The 16,393-nt window shown below is 68.4% G+C and carries 15 protein-coding genes and 1 tRNA gene; 5 read left to right on the forward strand and 11 right to left on the reverse strand.

The annotated features are described in order from the left end of the window. The first annotated feature begins 12 nt into the window (after positions 1 to 12). Positions 13 to 88, forward strand: a tRNA-Lys gene (locus V7Q48_RS03910). Between the two features lie 27 nt (positions 89 to 115). On the opposite strand, the gene V7Q48_RS03915 is transcribed toward V7Q48_RS03910, so the two are convergent. From V7Q48_RS03915 to V7Q48_RS03930, 4 genes are all read right to left on the reverse strand, one after another. Next, complete coding sequence (locus V7Q48_RS03915) at positions 116 to 802, reverse strand: SDR family NAD(P)-dependent oxidoreductase (RefSeq protein WP_333836394.1); 687 nt, start codon at positions 800 to 802, stop codon at positions 116 to 118. Positions 803 to 829: 27 nt separating this feature from the next. Further along, positions 830 to 1,546, reverse strand: coding sequence for an SDR family oxidoreductase (locus V7Q48_RS03920; RefSeq protein WP_333836395.1), 717 nt, complete (start codon positions 1,544 to 1,546; stop codon positions 830 to 832). Positions 1,547 to 1,633: 87 nt separating this feature from the next. Then, the gene (locus tag V7Q48_RS03925) at positions 1,634 to 2,308 is read right to left on the reverse strand and encodes a peroxiredoxin-like family protein (RefSeq protein ID WP_333836396.1); all 675 of its coding nucleotides are present in this window, start codon (positions 2,306 to 2,308) and stop codon (positions 1,634 to 1,636) included. Positions 2,309 to 2,411: 103 nt separating this feature from the next. Next, on the reverse strand, positions 2,412 to 3,047 hold the full coding sequence (locus tag V7Q48_RS03930; protein WP_333836397.1) for a glutathione S-transferase family protein: 636 nt from the start codon (positions 3,045 to 3,047) through the stop codon (positions 2,412 to 2,414). Between the two features lie 176 nt (positions 3,048 to 3,223). Here V7Q48_RS03930 and V7Q48_RS03935 point away from each other — a divergent pair, with 176 nt between their 5' ends. Together V7Q48_RS03935 and V7Q48_RS03940 are read left to right on the forward strand one after the other, a co-directional pair. Continuing rightward, positions 3,224 to 4,120 (forward strand): LysR family transcriptional regulator, encoded by an 897-nt coding sequence (locus tag V7Q48_RS03935; RefSeq protein ID WP_333836398.1) that lies wholly within the window; start codon positions 3,224 to 3,226, stop codon positions 4,118 to 4,120. Positions 4,121 to 4,217: 97 nt separating this feature from the next. Beyond that, the gene (locus V7Q48_RS03940) at positions 4,218 to 4,988 is read left to right on the forward strand and encodes an enoyl-CoA hydratase/isomerase family protein (protein WP_333836399.1); all 771 of its coding nucleotides are present in this window, start codon (positions 4,218 to 4,220) and stop codon (positions 4,986 to 4,988) included. 61 nt (positions 4,989 to 5,049) lie between these two features. On the opposite strand, the gene V7Q48_RS03945 is transcribed toward V7Q48_RS03940, so the two are convergent. Genes V7Q48_RS03945 through V7Q48_RS03955 form a run of 3 tightly spaced genes read right to left on the reverse strand, consistent with a single transcriptional unit; the run spans position 5,050 to position 10,766 of the window. Continuing rightward, on the reverse strand, positions 5,050 to 6,444 hold the full coding sequence (locus V7Q48_RS03945) for an efflux transporter outer membrane subunit (RefSeq protein WP_333836401.1): 1,395 nt from the start codon (positions 6,442 to 6,444) through the stop codon (positions 5,050 to 5,052). Next, positions 6,431 to 7,573 (reverse strand): efflux RND transporter periplasmic adaptor subunit, encoded by a 1,143-nt coding sequence (locus V7Q48_RS03950; protein ID WP_333836402.1) that lies wholly within the window; start codon positions 7,571 to 7,573, stop codon positions 6,431 to 6,433. The genes V7Q48_RS03945 and V7Q48_RS03950 overlap by 14 nt, the downstream gene beginning before the upstream one ends. Then, entirely contained in the window at positions 7,566 to 10,766 is a 3,201-nt protein-coding gene (locus V7Q48_RS03955) for an efflux RND transporter permease subunit (protein ID WP_333836404.1), read from the reverse strand. Before V7Q48_RS03955 ends, V7Q48_RS03950 begins: the two co-directional genes overlap by 8 nt. Positions 10,767 to 10,955: 189 nt before the next feature. Here V7Q48_RS03955 and V7Q48_RS03960 point away from each other — a divergent pair, with 189 nt between their 5' ends. Further along, on the forward strand, positions 10,956 to 11,852 hold the full coding sequence (locus V7Q48_RS03960; RefSeq protein ID WP_333836405.1) for a LysR family transcriptional regulator: 897 nt from the start codon (positions 10,956 to 10,958) through the stop codon (positions 11,850 to 11,852). 149 nt (positions 11,853 to 12,001) lie between these two features. On the opposite strand, the gene V7Q48_RS03965 is transcribed toward V7Q48_RS03960, so the two are convergent. Together V7Q48_RS03965 and V7Q48_RS03970 are read right to left on the reverse strand one after the other, a co-directional pair. After that, positions 12,002 to 12,442: a DUF1810 domain-containing protein gene (locus tag V7Q48_RS03965; RefSeq protein WP_333836406.1), complete on the reverse strand. Its 441-nt coding sequence runs from the start codon at positions 12,440 to 12,442 to the stop codon at positions 12,002 to 12,004. Positions 12,443 to 12,450: 8 nt separating this feature from the next. Then, a complete protein-coding gene (locus V7Q48_RS03970; protein WP_333836407.1) occupies positions 12,451 to 13,728 on the reverse strand; it encodes a sensor histidine kinase in 1,278 nt (425 codons plus the stop codon). 79 nt (positions 13,729 to 13,807) lie between these two features. Here V7Q48_RS03970 and V7Q48_RS03975 point away from each other — a divergent pair, with 79 nt between their 5' ends. Then, the gene (locus tag V7Q48_RS03975; RefSeq protein WP_333836408.1) at positions 13,808 to 14,725 is read left to right on the forward strand and encodes a YihY/virulence factor BrkB family protein; all 918 of its coding nucleotides are present in this window, start codon (positions 13,808 to 13,810) and stop codon (positions 14,723 to 14,725) included. Between the two features lie 15 nt (positions 14,726 to 14,740). On the opposite strand, the gene V7Q48_RS03980 is transcribed toward V7Q48_RS03975, so the two are convergent. Both V7Q48_RS03980 and V7Q48_RS03985 read right to left on the reverse strand, forming a co-directional pair. Beyond that, a complete protein-coding gene (locus V7Q48_RS03980; RefSeq protein ID WP_333836409.1) occupies positions 14,741 to 15,100 on the reverse strand; it encodes a cytochrome c in 360 nt (119 codons plus the stop codon). Then, the gene (locus tag V7Q48_RS03985; RefSeq protein WP_333836410.1) at positions 15,097 to 16,353 is read right to left on the reverse strand and encodes a molybdopterin-dependent oxidoreductase; all 1,257 of its coding nucleotides are present in this window, start codon (positions 16,351 to 16,353) and stop codon (positions 15,097 to 15,099) included. The genes V7Q48_RS03980 and V7Q48_RS03985 overlap by 4 nt, the downstream gene beginning before the upstream one ends. Positions 16,354 to 16,393 lie beyond the last annotated feature (40 nt).

The following is a 16,393-nucleotide window of genomic DNA, read 5'->3' on the forward strand; positions in this document are numbered from 1 at the left end:
CCGCGGCCCCGGGGGTCCATAGCTCAGTCGGTAGAGCAACTGACTTTTAATCAGTAGGTCGCTGGTTCGAACCCAGCTGGACTCACCACCATGGCAAGGCCCTGCATCCCGGCCATCACCACGGCAATTCGCCGTTGAACCGGTCGACATACCGCAGGCCGGGCTTGCCCTGGTTGGCGCCGATCATGTCGACGACGAGCGGAATGCTCTCTTCGATCGACAGCGTGGCATCGTCGCCGCCCATTTCGGTCCGCACCCAGCCAGGCGCGACGAGCAGCAGGGTGTGGCCATCCGCGGCATTCTTCGCGGCATAGCCCTTCATCAGCATGTTGAGGGCGGCCTTGCTCGACGAATAGAGCTGCCATCCGCCGCCGGCATTGGCGATGCTGCCCAGCTCCGACGTCATCAGCGCGATCGTTCCGCCCGCTGGCACCAGGTCGCGCAGATGCTCGGCCGCGCGGACGGGCGAAAAGGCGTTGGTCAGCATCATGTCGAGGTAGTCCGCCTCACTGGCCGTGGCGGGGCTGGCCTCGATGGCGCGCGCGATGCCGGCGTTGACGAACACGACATCGAGACGGCGGCCGGCGAGGCGATCGCGCAGGGCTGCGACGCCGGCGGCGTCGTTGATGTCGACGGTCTCGATCTCGAGGGTGGCGGGAAAGCGCTCGGCGAGGCTTGCCAGCGCAGCGGACGCGCCACGCGCCGTTGCGATGACGTGCCAACCGCGCCCGAGCCATTCCTCGGCCAGCGCCAGGCCGAGCCCGCGGGATGCTCCGACGACGAGGACTGTCTGCTTGGTCATGCTGTTCTCCATTTATGAATTTACGACCTAGAACGCAGCCTTGCCGATCGACGCTCCGCCGTCGACGTGCAAGGTCTGCCCGGTGATGAAGCCCGCCTCCTCGGAGAGGAGGAAGGCGATGGCGGCAGCGATTTCGTCGGGCTGCCCAAAGCGCGCCATCGGTACGCCCGAGAGATAGCGCCGTTCCCCCTCGCTGCCCGGCGGATTGTTGGCGCGGAAAAGCTCGGTCTCGGTGGGCCCGGGCGAGACCGCGTTGACGGTAATGCCGGTCGCGGCCAGTTCGAGCGCCCAGCTGCGGCTGAAGCTGACGAGCGCGGCTTTCGCGGCGGCATAAGCGGTCCGCTCCACCGCGCCGAGCACGGTCAGGCTCGCGATGTTGACGATCCGTCCCCAGCGGCGCCTGGCCATTCCAGGGAGCAGCGCCTGCACCGCCTGGAGTGCGGGATTGAGATTGACCCGCATGACCGCTTCCAGATCCGGCAGCGCGATCGCGCCAAGCCGTTGCGGACGGACGAGGCCGACGTTGTTGACCACGCCATCGAACGCATGGCGCCGGGCAAGGTCGCGCAAGGTCTCGTCGGTTGCCACGGGATCGGCCAGGTCGACCGCAACGAGGGTGCCGGGAAAGTCGGCGATGCGCCCGCGTGCCAGGCCGACGGCGTGGTGACCATCGTGGGCCAGGCGATGGGCGAGGGCGAGGCCGATGCCCTTGCTGGCGCCGGTGATGAGGAAAGTGCGGGGCATCAGGCCTCTCTTCACGGGGGTGGGCCCGGCTGCCGCGGCAACCGGGCCATGGGTCACGAAGGCTGGGTGGTGAAAGCCAAAGGACGATCAGGCGCTCACGGCGGCGGCGCGGCGCAGCGCGGGCAGCATGTCCTCGGGCTCGGGGCGGCGGGTGTAGTCTGGATTGACCTCGGCATAGAGGATCGTGCCGTCCTGGCCGATCACGAAGCGGCCCGGCATCGGCAGCGTCCAGCTCGGGTCGCCGTTGAACGTGGGCAGGTCGTTCTTCAGGCTCTTGTAGAGATCGACCAGGTAGTCCGGCAGCGTGAAGCGCAGGCCGAAGGCGGCGGCGACGTCGTTGTGCGTGTCGGACAGGATCGGGAAGCCGAGCTCGTTCTGCCGCACCGATTTGCGGCTGTTGACCGGCGTCTGCGGCGAGATGGCCACCAGGCTGGCGCCGAGGGCACGGAACGCTGGAAGCGCAGCCTGGAGCGCCTGGAGTTCCATGTTGCAATAGGGGCACCAGACGCCGCGATAGAAGCTGACCACGAGTGGCCCCCGGGCGAGCAGGTCGGTGGAGGCAATCGCCTGGCCATCGGGGTCCTTGAGCGTGAAGGCCGGGGCCATGTCACCGGCCTGAAGCGCGCGGGTGGCGTCACCGCTGGCGATCAGTTCGGCGGTTGCCCGGTGCATCGTCTCGATCACCGAGGGTGGGACGTTGTACGGCGGCTTGCCGGCTTCGAAATCGGTCCGGAATGCGTCGAGCTTGGCTTGCAGGGTCATGGCGTAAGGTCCTGTTCGGGGTGGCAGGGGGAACATGCAGTGACGGGGTTGGGAATGGCAGGCGCCTCGTGCGACTATCGCTCATTCCACATGGGAATGGTCGTCAGGCAGCGGGGACAAGGGCTTCGACCGCCGCGATGGCGCGGCGCACGGCCGGGCGGTCTTCGACCTGCGCGTACCACCGCGCGACGTGCGGGGTGTCGTCCAGCGCGACGCCGGCAAACTCGCGGCGCCAGAGCCACCCGAAATGGGCGATGTCGGCGATGGTGAAGTTGTCGCCGGCAACGAACGGCCGCGCTGCCAGGGCACCGTCGAGCACCATGAGCGTCCGCCGGGTTTCGGTAGAAAAGCGTTCGATGGCGATCGGCTGCGGCTCGGCGGCGGCGCGCTGGAAGAAGCCGGCCTGCCCGAACGCCGGGCCAAGGCCCGAGGCGTGAAAGAACAATTGCTCGAACACGCGCGCGCGGGCCTCGCCCGCAGCGGGCAGGAGCTTGCCGGTCTTCTCGGCCAGATGGACGAGGATCGCAGCGGACTCGGTCAGGACGAGTCTACCCTTCGCGGCGTCGCCGTCGACGAGTACCGGCACCTTGGCATTGGGGTTGAGCGCCAGGAAATCCGGGGTCTTTTGTGCGCCCTGACGGATGTTGACGCCATGGAGGGTATAGTCGAGACCCAGTTCCTCCAGCGCGATCGGCACCTTGATGCTGTTGGGCGTGGGGAAGGCATAGACATCTAGCATCGCGCGTATCCTCGAAGGGGGACCGGCTCCGTATCCTGGCACGGCGGGGGCCACGCGAGTGGGAGGCGGGTCGCCGGTTCGGTCGATTGTCCGAAGGCGTGCCCATCGAATGCCTCCATGCCGCTCGACATGGCAGGCCCGCCTGAGCGATAACGCTCATTCCGAGGAGGAATGGCATGGATCGATATCAGGCAATGCAGACGCTCGTCCGGGTGGTGGAGACGGGGTCCTTCTCGGCCGCGGCGCGCCAGCTCAATGTCGGCCAGCCCGCCGTCTCGAAGACCATCGCGCAACTCGAGGGCAGGCTACAGGTCAGCCTGCTGATCCGCTCCACTCATGGCCTGACGCCGACCGAGGCCGGCCAGCGCTTCTACGAGCGTGCCAAGGCCGCGATCCAGGAGGCCGATGAAGCCGAGCTTGACGCACGGGGGGCGGGGGCCGGGCTGACGGGGTGCCTGCGCGTGTCCGCGGCGACCACGTTTGCGCGGCTGCACATCATACCGTTGCTGCCGCGCTTCCTCGAGGAAAACCCCGGGCTGGAGATCGACGTGATCCTCGACGATCGCGTCATCGACCTCGTCTCGGAAGGAATCGACATCTCGCTGCGCATGGGCGCGCTGCCCGATTCATCGGCAGTCGCGCGCAGGCTGGTGGCGGGCGGGCGCTCGGTGTTCGCGACACCGCGCTATCTGGCCCGCGCGGGCGAGCCGTTGGTGCCGGCCGATCTCGCCGGGCACGAGACCATCATCTACAGCCAGTTGTCGAATACCTGGTCGTTCACGCGGGAGGGAACGGTCGCCTCGGTGACGGTGCGCGGCCGCGTGCGGGTCAGCGCCGCGGAGGGATTGCGCGCGGCCGTGCTCGCGGACATGGGCCTGACGATCGGATCGGACTGGATGTTCGTCCCCGAACTGGAGAGCGGGGAGGTCCGGCGCGTTCTCGCGGACTGGGCGCTTCCCCCGATCGACCTGTGGGCCGTGTTTCCCGCCGGCCGCATGGTCAGTGCCAAGGCCCGCCAGTTCGCCAGCTTCGTGGAAGCGGCGATGGCGGGGCGCTATTCCCCGCAGGCATAGGGCTTATCGCTTCGCGCCATCGGCCGTTCGTCCCTGCGATCGACTAGCTGATCCTCATGCCGCCGCTTCCGGGCGGCCAACCACGAGGATCTGCACCATGTCGACGTTCGAAACCTATCGCGACGCCTTTCCCAATGCCCGCCTGACCCGCAAGGACAACGGCGTCCTGGAAGTCGCGCTGCACACCGGTGGCGGCAAGCTCGTCTTCAACGGCCATACGCACGAACAGTTCGTCGCCCTGTTCCACGAGATCGGCGAGGACCGCGATAATCGCGTCGTCATCCTGACCGGCACCGGCGACGCCTTCATGGATACGATCGAGCCTGAGGGTTTCGACTTCTTCAGCCCCCGGGGCTATGACAAGATCCTGCGCGAGGGGCGCAAGGTGCTGTCCAACATCCTCGACATCGAGGTGCCGATGATCGCCGCGCTGAACGGGCCGGTGCTGCTTCACAGCGAATACGCGCTGCTGACGGACATCGTTCTCGCAACGCCCGAGACGGTTTTCCAGGACAAGCCGCACTTCGAATTCGGCATCGTGCCCGGCGACGGGGTCCATGTCCTGTGGCCCCACGTCATCGGCTCGATCCGCCGCCGCTATTTCCTGCTGACGCGCCAGGTTCTCGATGCGGCGACGGCACGAGACTATGGCGTGGTGAACGAGATCGTCCCCGCCGATCGCCTTCTGGCCCGCGCGCACGAGATCGCCGACGGCATCGCCGCGCTGCCGCCGCTCACCAGCCGCTACACGCGCATCGCGCTGACGCAGCCGCTGCGGCGCCTGGTCGACGAAGGCGTCGGGCACGGCCTTGCACTCGAAGGCATCAGCGCGGCCGAGGTCGCCCGCTCGATGGCGGCGCAAGGATGATCCTGTCACCGGCAGCATGGTATCGAGGGGGCAGGGCGCCCCCTCGATACGACCCGCCTGTTCAGTACAGACCGCCCAGGGCGCGGACCGTGTCGGTGGCGACGGCCAGTTGCTGCGCACGGATGACCAGCAGGGCGCGCTGCGCGTCGAGGGCGGCGGTCTGGGCGATCGTCACCTCGAGGAAATCGGCGGCACCGTCGCGGTAGCGGGTCATGGCAAGGTCGCGCGTCCGCTCGGCGGCGGCGGCGGCCATGCTCTGGTTGCGTTCCTGGTCGATCAGGTGGCGCCCGGTGGCGAGATCGTCCTCCACTTCGCGAAAGGCGGTCAGCACCGTCTCGCGGTAATTGGCGGCGGCTTCGTCGTATTGCGCGCGCGAGATGCGGATGTTGGCGCGCCGCGCCCCGCCATCGAAGATCGACAGTGCCGCCGACAGCGGGCCTAGCGCCCAGAAGCTGTTGTCGCTGTGCAGAAGGTCGCCGCCGGTCGCCTCGAACCCGGCCGCGCCGCCCAGCGATATCGCCGGGAACAGCGCCGCGCGCGTCACCCCGATCTGGGCATTGGCGGCCGCGACGCGGCGTTCGGCGGCGGCGATGTCGGGGCGCCGCTCGAGCAGGGTCGAGGGCAGCGCCGCCGGGATCGCGGGCGCGGCGATCAGGGCGTCGACCGCCGGCACGGTGAAGGTCGACGGGCTCTCGCCAAGCAACACCGCGATGGCGTGCTCGTCGCGCGCGCGGTCGGCGGCGACGGCGTCGAGTTCGGCCTTGGCGCTCGCCAGCTGGCTCTGCGCGCGGCTGACGTCGATGCCCGAGGCAATGCCGCCGTCGTGGCGCGCGTCGGTGAGGTCGAACGCGCGCTGGAAGGCCGCGACCGTCTGGCGCAGCAGCACGACCCGCGCGTCGAGGCCGCGCATGTCGAAATAGACGCTGGCCAGCCGCGCCTGCAGCCCGAGACGCACGCCGGCGACGTCGGAGGCGCTGGCCTGCGCATTCGCCTGGTTTGCCTTCACCGTGTTGCGGATGCGGCCGAACAGGTCCAGCTCGTAGCTCAGCGAGCCGCCGATCTGCGTGTTGGTGTACGTCACCGCGCGGCCTTGCGACAGCGGGCGCGCGGCGGAGAGCCGGTCGCGCTCGACATTGGCGCCGAGCTGGACATCGGGCAGCAGGTCGGCCCGGCTGCGCCGTACGGTCGCCAGCGACTGGTCGTAGCGGGCCACCGCGGCGGCAAGGCTGGGGCTGCCCGCCTCGATCCGTTCCTCCAGCGCGTCGAGCGCGGGGTCGGCGAAGAGCTGCCACCACTTGCCCGCCGGTGGCACGTTCGCCCCCGCGGTCTGCCACGGCCCGCCTTCGCGGTAGGCGGGGGCTGCGGCCACTTCGGGCGGGTGATAGTCTGGCGCCATCGAGCAGGCGGAGAGGCCCAGCAGCGTGGCCGCCAGCAGGACGCCCTTATTTGCGCGCATCGGCGATCACCTTGACCCGGTCGCCGGTCTGCAGCGAGTCCGGCGGGTTGTCGATTACGCGGTCGCCCGGCGCCAGGCCGGCGATGACCTCGACCACCTTGCCTTCGTCGCGGCCGAGGGTGATCGTGCGCAGCTGTGCCTTGCCGTCGCGGCCGAGTACGGCGACCTGCGTGCCGTTGGACCCGATGATCAGCGTGCTCGGCGGCAGCGTGACGGCGTTGCCGGCACCCTTGAGCGGGAAGCTGGCCTGGGCATAGGAGCCGGGCTTGAGCGCGCGGTCGCCATTGGCGGCCTGCACTTCGACCAGCACCGTACCCGAGGCGGGATCTATGGCGTCGGCGGTGCGGGTAAGCAGCGCCTTGAACGTCCGGTCGGGATATTCGGGCAGCGTCAGGGCGACTTCCATGCCGGGGTGGATCTGCGTCGAATAGGCCTGCGGCACTTTAACATAGGCGCGGATCCGGCTGACGTCGGCCACGGTGAACAGCGGGGTCGAGCTGGCGTTGCCCGCGACCACGAGCGCGCCGATCTGCGTCGCGCGGCTGGTGACGACGCCATCGAACGGCGCGACCAGCCGGGTGAACCCGGTAAGCGCCTGGAGCCGCGCCACGTTCGCCCGCGCCGCATTGGTGAGCGCGGACTTGGCCGCCAGGTCGCCCTGCTTCTCGTCGGCTTCCTGCTTGGACACCGCGTCCTTGGCCAGCATCGCGCTCCACCGCGTGGCGGTGGTCTGGGCGAGTTGCTGGTTGGCGCGCGCGGTCTGCAGGTCGGCGCGCGCGGCGGCGAGCTGCTGCTCGACATCGGGTGCATCGAGGATCGCCAGCACCTGGCCCCGACGCACCGTATCACCAAGATCCACCAGCCAGCGCTGCACGTAGCCGGTGGTACGGGCATAGATCGGCGCGCTGTTGAGCGCCTGCAGGTTGGCAGGCAGGCGCAGGGCATCGCTCGCTGCGGCGACCTGCGGGTGGATCACGCTGACCGTTGGGACGGCCTGCTCCTGCGTCCAGGCGGCAAGGCTGCGTTCCGAGCTGGCGCGGATGGCGATGCCGGTGGCGACCACGCCGATCGCGGCGACCCCGGCGACGGCTGCGGCGATTTTGAGGCGGCTCCGGCCGGTCTCAGACATGGGATTCCTCCAACGAAAGGGGCCGGTCTGCGGGCGGGGTGGCACCCGCCTTGCGCTTGTGGACCAGGCTGAAGATCACGGGGACGAACATCAGCGTCGCGAAGGTGGCGACGATCAGGCCGCCGATCACCGCACGGCCGAGCGGGGCGTTCTGCTCGCCGCCTTCGCCAAAGCCGATCGCCATGGGCAGCATGCCGATGACCATCGCAAGCGCGGTCATCAGGACCGGGCGGAAGCGGACCATGCCGGCCTCGAGCGCGGCGGCGGTGGCATCGCCCAGTTCGGCCAGGCGCTCGCGCGCGAAGCTGACCACGAGGATCGAGTTTGCCGTCGCCACGCCCATGCACATGATCGCCCCGGTCAGCGCGGGCACCGACAGCGTGGTGCCGGTCGTGAACAGCATCCAGATGATGCCCGCGACTGCGCCCGGCAGGGCGGTGATGATCACGAACGGATCGAGCCAGCTCTGGAAGTTGACTACGGTGAGCAGGTAGATCAGCACGATCGCGCCGAGCAGGCCGAAGCCCAGGCCATAGAACGCGGCGTTCATCGTCGCATATTGCCCTCGCATCGTGACCGTCACGCCCTTGGGCGCCTCGGCTTTCAGATCGTCGAGCACCTTGGCGATGTCGGCCGACACCGCCCCCAGGTCGCGCCCGTTGGGGGTGGCGAAGATGTCGATCACGGGGTTGATGTCGTAGTGCGAGATCACGGCGGCGGCATTGCTGCGCTGGATATTGCCGATGCCGCCGAGGATCTGGCTGCCGCCGGTGCCGGCCGTACCGGTCACGGGCAGGTTGGACAGGTCGCTGATCGAGCCCACGCGATATTCCGGGGTCTGCGCGACCACCGCATAGGACACGCCGTTCTCCGGGTTGAGATAATAGACCGGCGCGGTCTGCGAGGTGCCGGCGAGCGAGCTGGCTACGCTGGTGGTCACGTCGCGCTCGGTCAGCCCGAACTGCCCGATGCGGCTGCGGTCGACGTTGACGTCGAGCTGCGGATAGCGCGACGACTGCTGGATACGCGCATCGGCCACGCCGCCGATCGTGCTGATCCGGCGCAGGATCTTGCGGGCATAGGTCGCATTCGCCGCGGCGTTGCGGCCCGAGACCTGGATGTCGATCGGGGCCGGGGCGCCGAAGTTGAGGATCTGGCTGGTGATGTCCGCAGGCAGGAACGAGAACTGCGTTCCGGGATAGGCCTTGGGCAACAGCGTGCGCAGCTTCTTCACATAGTCCGCGGTCGGCGCGTGGTCCTTGCTCAGCTGGATCAGGATGTCGCCGTCCTGCGGGCCGACGGTGCCCGAATTGTTGTAGGTCGTGTTGATCGAGCTGACCGGCAGGCCGATGTTGTCGACCAGCGAGACCAGCTCGTCCTTGGGGATCACGCCGCGGATGGTGCGGGCGATGCGATCGAACTGCGCCGAGGTATCCTCGATGCGCGACCCGATCGGTGCGCGGACGTGGATCGCCATGGCGCCGGCATCGACGCTGGGGAAGAAGTTCTGCCCCAGCAGTGGCACGAGGAACAGCGTCGCGACCACCACGCCGGCAAAGGCGATGATGAACGGCCGCGGGGTGGCGAGCGCCTTTTCCAGCAGGCCGCCATAGCCTGCACGGACCTTTTCGAAGCGATGCTCGAACGCGCGCTGGAAGCGGACCAGCGGGTTGCGCGAACCCGGCGCGCCGGCCTCGTGGAGGTGGCCGGGGGCATGGGGCCGCAACAGGAACATCGCCATCGTCGGCACGAGCGTGCGTGACAGCACGAAGGAGGCGATCATTGCGAAGACCACCGACAGCGCCAGCGGCACGAACAGGAACCCGGCGATGCCCGGCAGGAAGAACATCGGCACGAAGACGATGCAGATGCACAGCAGCGACACGAACGCGGGCGTGACGATCTGCGCCGCCCCGTCGAGGATCGCGGCCTTGACCGACTTGCCCTGCTCGAGATGCCAGTTGATGTTCTCGATCGTCACCGTCGCGTCGTCGACGAGGATGCCGACGGCCAGGCTCAATCCGCCCAGCGTCATGATGTTGAGCGTATTGCCGGTGGCCGACAGCGCGATGATCGCCGCGAGGATCGCCAGCGGGATAGAGATGGCGATGATCACGGTCGAGCGCCAGGAGCCCAGGAACAGCAGGATCATGAGCGAGGTCAGCGCCGCAGCGATGACGCCTTCCTTGACCACGCCCTCGACCGCCGCCTTCACGAACAGCGACTGGTCGCCGATGGGCGCGACCTTCAGGCCGGGCAGGGTCGAGGTGATCTTGGGCAGCGCATCCTTGACGCCCTGGACGATCGCCAGGGTCGAGGTCGTACCGCTCTTGAGCACGGTCATCAGCACCGAGCGCGAGCCATCGACGTGGACGACGTTGGTCTGCGGCGCCGAGCCGTCGCGCACGTGCGCCACGTCGCGCATGTAGATCGTCGCGCCATTGACGACCTTGACCGGAAGCGCGTTCAGCTCCTCGATCGATCCGGGCGCATTGTTGAGCTTGATGCTGTACTGGTAGCCGCCGATCTTGGCGAAGCCGGCGGGGTTGATCTGGTTCTGCGCGGCGATGGCATTGCCGACGTCCTGCGCCGACAGGCCTTTGGATTGCAGCGCCTCGGGGTCGAGGTCGATCTGCACCTGGCGCTGGCGACCGCCCGAGGGATAGGGGATCGCGGCGCCCGGCACCGTCACCAGCGAGGGGCGGATCTGGTTCTGGGCGGTATCGAACAGCTGGCCCTCGGACATGCCCTTGCCCGAGAGGGCGAGCTGGAGGATCGGCACGGTCGAGGCGTTGTAGTTCAGGATCAGCGGCGGGGTCACGCCGGGCGGCAGCTGCTTGAGCACCGTCTGCGAGACCGAGGTGACCTGCGCCGTGGCCGTGCGGATGTCGGCGCCCGGCTGGAAATAGATCTTCACCACGCCGATGCCCTGCATCGACTGGCTCTCGATGTGGTCGATGTCGCTGACCGTCGTGGTCAGCACGCGCTCGAACGGCGTGATGATCCGGCCCGACATCTCGTCGGGCGCAAGGCCGCTATATTGCCAGGCCGTGGCGATCACCGGCACGCGGATGTCGGGGAAGATGTCGACCGGGGTCCTGATCGCGGCGAGTACGCCGAGAATCAGGATCAGGATGGCCATGACGATGAAGGTGAGCGGCCGCGCAAGCGCGATGCGAACGATACCGATCAAGAGCCGCACCGCGCAAGGGATGGGCCGGAAAGGCGGGCGAAATGGCGGGCGGCCAAGCGCATGACAGAGACTCCACAGTGACGAAGCGGCACGGGTCCCGTTCGCAGCCGCAAAAAAGCCCCTGCATCCAGCAATCTTCGGGGTCCAATATCAGTTGCGGCATGATTGATACGTCGTATGTATCAGTGCATGGAGCTACGTCATCTGCGCTATTTCGTCGGGGTCGCCGAGGAACTGCACTTCGCCCGCGCCGCTGCGCGGCTCGGCATCTCCCAGCCGCCGCTCAGCCAGCAGATCGGCCAGCTCGAGACGGAACTGGGCGTGCGCCTGTTCGACCGCACCAGCCGCAGCGTGCAGTTGACCAGCGCCGGCGAAGCCTTCCTTCCAGCCGCTCGCGCCACGCTCGAGCAGGCCGAACGCGCGATCAACATCGCGCATCGCGCCGCGCGGGGAGAGCTAGGTGAATTGAACCTCGGCTTCAACGCCTCGGCGCCGTTCGTGCCGATGATCGCCCGCTCTGTCTTCGCGTTCCGCCAGGCCTATCCCGACGTGAAGCTCAACCTCACCGAAGTGGCGGGCTCGGCTCAGTCGACCGCGCTCGCCGACCATGCGCTCGACGCGTGCTTCGTGCGCAGCAAGTGCCGGCCGGAAATGGGCGAGGGCATCGCCGTGACGCCGATCCTGCGCGAGCGATTGTTCGTGGCGCTGCGCCCGGATCACCCGTTGGCAGAGCGCGACCTGACGCTGCGTGATCTCGCCGGTGTGCCGATGATCGTCTACGCCCGCGAACACGGCGCGACGTTCACCGACGAACTGTTCGGTATGCTGCGCGGCGTGGGGGTCGAGCCGATGATCGAACATCGCGTTCGCGAAGTCTCGACGCTGCTCGGCATGGCCGCGACCGGCGTCGGCGTGGCGGTGGTGGCGGAATCGCTCTGCGCGCTGCAGTCCGCCAAACTGGTCTACCGCCCGCTCGCCGACCCGGAATCGATCACCTCGATCTGGCTCGTGCATCTGAGCGAAGGCGCGAGCCTGCCGTGCCGGAACTTCCTGGAGATCATCACCCGCGAGGCCGACGGGGAGTGAAACCAAAATCCTCCCTGTGCCGCAGGCATGGGGAGGGGGACCGCCCGCATGGCGGGTGGTGGAGGGGTGGCGGGCCCCTCCGTCAGCCCGCTGCGCGCGCTGCCACCTCCCCGTGCCCTCGGCACAGGGAGGATCCACGATGCGCTCCTCTATTCCGGATCGCGCATCCGGCGCAGCGTCTGCCTATCGGGTGCGCCGAACCACTCCTGCAGGGCCTCGGCTATCGGCACCTCACCCGAAGCATCCGCGAACAGCGTCAGCGACGAGCGCAGCTTCATCGCGTCGACCGCGCCGAACACCACTTGCGCATCGCGGTGCGGCAGCGCCTGCAGCGCCTCGACGCAGGCGCGGTAGCGTGGGCCGAGAACATCGTGGGCGAGATAGGCTTGCGCTTCCGCGCGCGTGGCGATCGCATAGCGCTGCGCCATGGGGCTGGTGCCAAGCCCTGTGATCTGCGGAAAGATGAACCACATCCAGTGGCTGTGCTTGCGCCCGCGCCGTATCTCGTCGAGCGCGGTGGCATAGGTCGTACTCTGCGCCTGCACGAAGCGGTCGAGATCGAAGGGCGCGTGGCTTTGCTGGCTCGCCATGGCGCGGCTCAATCGCTCGGGCGGATGCCGGACACGACGACCCGCGTCCCGCCCGTGCCGCCATATTGCGCTTCCTGACCGATCGCGGCGGACAGGGTGTTGATGAGCCGCACGCCGAGGCTGCTGGTCTTCGCCTTGGCCGCGTCAAAGCCCCGGGGCAGGCCCACGCCCTCGTCCGAGACGGTGAGCCGCGCGGTCTCGCCGGTCGCCTCGAGCCGGATGAACACCGGGCCGCCGGGCTTGTCCGGATAGGCATACTTGATGGCATTGGTCACGGCCTCGGTGACCAGCAGCGCAATCGAGATCGCCGCCGAGGTCGACACCGTGAACGAGGCGATGTCGCAGTGAACGTCATGGTGCGGGGCTTGCGCATCGAGCTGGTGGCACAGTTGCGGCAGCAGTTCCGACAGCTCGACCGTCTCGCCGGCATCCTGGCGCCAGACGTGGTCGTGCGTCGCCGCCACCGCGAGGATGCGGTCCGAAGCATCGCCGAGCGCCGCCGCCGTCTCGTCGGTGCGGGCACGGCGCGCCTGCATCTTCATCAGGCTGGACAGCATGGCAAGGCTGTTCTTGACCCGGTGGCTGGCCTCCTTGACCAGCATCTGCTGGTGCTCCAGCGCCTGGCGCAACTGCTCCTCGACGGCGATGCGATCCGAGGCGACGCCGACGAGGTTGGCCAGCCCCTGCAGGAAGGCCAAGTCTGCCGCCTCGAATTCGCCGGCGTTCGAGCTGTCGACCTCGAGCACGCCCCAGGGGCCGCCGATCCGCGCGATGACGACGTTGATCGCCCGGCGCACGCCGTGATGCGCCATGACCGACGGCGTGCGGAAGCGGTCTTCCTGCTCGAGGTGATTGGAGATGACCGGCGAGCCGCTCTGGAAGGCAAAGCCTGCCGGGGACTCGGCATCGGCCCCGATCGCGACCTTGCCGACCACACCCACCCGCCAGCCGACGCCGGCGTGGATCAGCAGGTCGCCCTGCTCGGGCCGATATTCGAGGATCTTGGCAAGGCTGGTGCGCATGCCCTGCGCAGCGCTGCGCGCGGCATCGTCGAGCAGGGTGTCGAGCGAGGATTGCTGCAGCGCGCGCAGGCCGAAGTCGGACAAGATCGCCTGCTGGGTCAGGCGATAGCCGAGCATCGAACCCTCGCCGACCTCGGCCACCGCTTCCTCGAAACTGCCGGCGTCGGTCTTGTGCGTCGTTTCAACCACTTCGGGCGAATGATCGGCGGCAAAGGCCACCGGCGTGCTGCCATCGGTCTGCGTGGGCGTAGGTGTTTGGGTCATGCGTCCGTCGTGGCTTCTCGCGTGCTGGAAATGCGCGCTCTTGCTGAAACATAATAGGGCCGTGTTGGTTGCGAGGGGAATGAACGCCATCGACACGTCATCCACCGGTCCCGCACCCGCCGGCTCCATCGGCGCGCGCATCCGCCGCGCGTGGTCCAATCCCGTCTTCACCCGCTGGCGCGAGCGCCTGGCCGTCGACGAGCATTCGCTGCTGGCCGCCGGGGTCGCGTTCTTCGCGTTCCTCGCCATTGCGCCGATGATCGCGGCGGTGGCGCTGGCCTATGGCCTGCTGGCCGCGCCCGAGACGCTGGCCACCCATCTCGACGAGATCCGCCGCGTGTTTCCCGCCGACACCGCCTCGGTGCTGGAAGAACCCATCCGCCTCGCCCTGCAGAAGGCGGTGGGGCCGCAGGGTATCGCTCTGGTGGTGGCTCTGTTCCTCGCGATCTTTAGCGCGCGCGGGGCGGCAACCGCGCTGATCGCCGCGCTCAATCGGGCCTACGACCGCACAGAGGGCCGCTCGTTCCTGAGCCTGCAACTGACCGCGCTGGCGGTGACCGCGGGCCTCATCGTCGCGATCATCGTCGCCTTCGCACTGGTCTCAGCCTCCAGCCTCATCGGCTCGACCTGGCTGCCGGCAACGCCGCTGGTGGAGCTTGGCGTGCGCGTGGTCTCGACGGTGATCTTCGTCGCCATGGGCGCAGCGGTGGTCGCCAGCCTCTATCGCTGGGCGCCCGATTGCCCCTCGGGCCGATGGCGCTGGATCAGTCCCGGCACGGTGCTGACGGCCACAGCCTGGCTGATCCTGTCGCTGGGATTTTCCGCCTACGCCAACAACATCGGCCGCTTCGGCGCGGCCTACGGCTCGCTGGGCGCGATCGTGGCGCTGCTGACCTGGCTCTACTTCTCGGCCCTGGCGCTGTTCGCCGGTGCCTCGCTCAATCGCGCACTCGAGGAAGTGGTGGGCAGCCCCGGCGTGGCGGACCCTGCCGCCTGACCCCGGGACGCACCGTCAGCGTGCAGCGCCCGCCTGCCGGGCCGACATGGCGGTGAAATACCGCGTGATCGGCTCGATCTGGTCCTCGGGGATCGGGGCCTTGTAGACCGTGATCATCTTGCGCACTTCCTTGCGCCATTCGTCCGCGGGCAGGGGCGGCTGGGTCAGCGCCATGGCGGGGGAGTGGCAGGCGCGGCAATTGGCATTGGCGGCCTCGACGTCGGGGCCGGCCGGGTATTCGACGTCGTAGTCGGTCGGCAGGCTGACCGTGGTGGTCTTGAGCACGGGACGCGACGGTGCGGCATGACCGGCGGCCGAAATCGCGAGCGCAGTGCCGGCAAGCACGGGGAGCAGGAAGAGGGCCGGACGGTTCATGCGGCATCTCCGACGGTGAGGGTGACGGTCTCGACCCCACCGCGCATGTAGCCGCCGGGGTTCCAGTTCATGCGCATCGGCTGGGCGACGCCCTTGGTGTTGGTGCAGCGGCACAGCACCGCCATCGGTCCGGCGGCGGCAAGTGCAGTGACCTTGGCGGTAAAGCGGCGGAAGCTATAGGCGCCGAGGTCTTCGCCCAGCGTGGCTGCGGCCCAGTGCGCACCGCCGTCGGTGGACACTTCCACCTTGGCCACGCCGCAATCACCGCCCATGGCGATGCCGGCGACCGCCACGCTGCTGCCCGGCGCCACACGCTGGCCATCGGCCAGGTTGGTGAAAAGGGCGCGCGGCACCATGCGGCTGATCGGCACCTTGGGGTAATCGGCCGTGCCCGGCTCGACATGGCCCCACGGCGTGTCGGGCACCTGGTAGGCCTTGGCCATCCAGAAGTTGTCGTCCTTCGCCGGCAGGATCTCGATGTCCGAGAGCATCTTGACCCAGTAGGTCGAGTACCAGCCCGGCACGATCAGGCGCAGCGGAAAGCCGTTGAGCAGCGGCAGGCCTTCGCCGTTCATGGCATAGGCGATCATCACCTCGCCATCACTTGCGTGATCCACGGCCAGCGACTTGCGGAACTTGGGCGCGTCGGCGACCAGCGGCTCGTCAAGACCGGCGAAGCGCACGTCGACGGCGCCGGGCTTGATCCCGGCCTTGGCCAGCACGTCCTTGAGGCGGACGCCGGTCCAGCGGGCATTGCCCATCGCCCCGTGTGCCCACTGCGCGCCCGGCACCGAGGGCTGGAACAGCCCGCGCGAATTGCCCGAGCACTGGTTGACCGCGACATATTCGATGGCCTCGAAATCGCGCATCAGGCTGGCAAGCGTCAGCGACAGCGGCCGCTCGACATGGCCGTGCACCGCCAGGCGATAGCTGGCGACGTCGATCGTCTCGGGAATTTGCGACCAATGCCAGCGCACGTAGAAGCGGTCGTTGGGCGTGATGACCGAGGTATCGAACACCGAAAGCGGGGTTTCCAGCAGCGGCGGGCGCGTGCGCTGGAGGATCATCTCGCCTTTCTGCGGAAACTCGCTGGTCAGCGGGCGCAGCGCCGGCTTGCCCGGCAAGCGCAAGTCGACCTCGCGCGCGAGCAGCGGACCGGCCCAGGCGGCCATGGCGCCGCTGGCGGCACTCGCCAGCAGACGGCGCCGCGAAAGCGCCGGGTGGGAAAGTGGGGGGCTGGCGTCGTCGTGCATGGGGGGAGGTGCCTGTCGTCAGCAGCTGGAAGGAAGGTGA

The sequence above is a fragment of the Novosphingobium sp. genome, from assembly GCF_036803765.1.
GTDB lineage: Bacteria > Pseudomonadota > Alphaproteobacteria > Sphingomonadales > Sphingomonadaceae > Novosphingobium.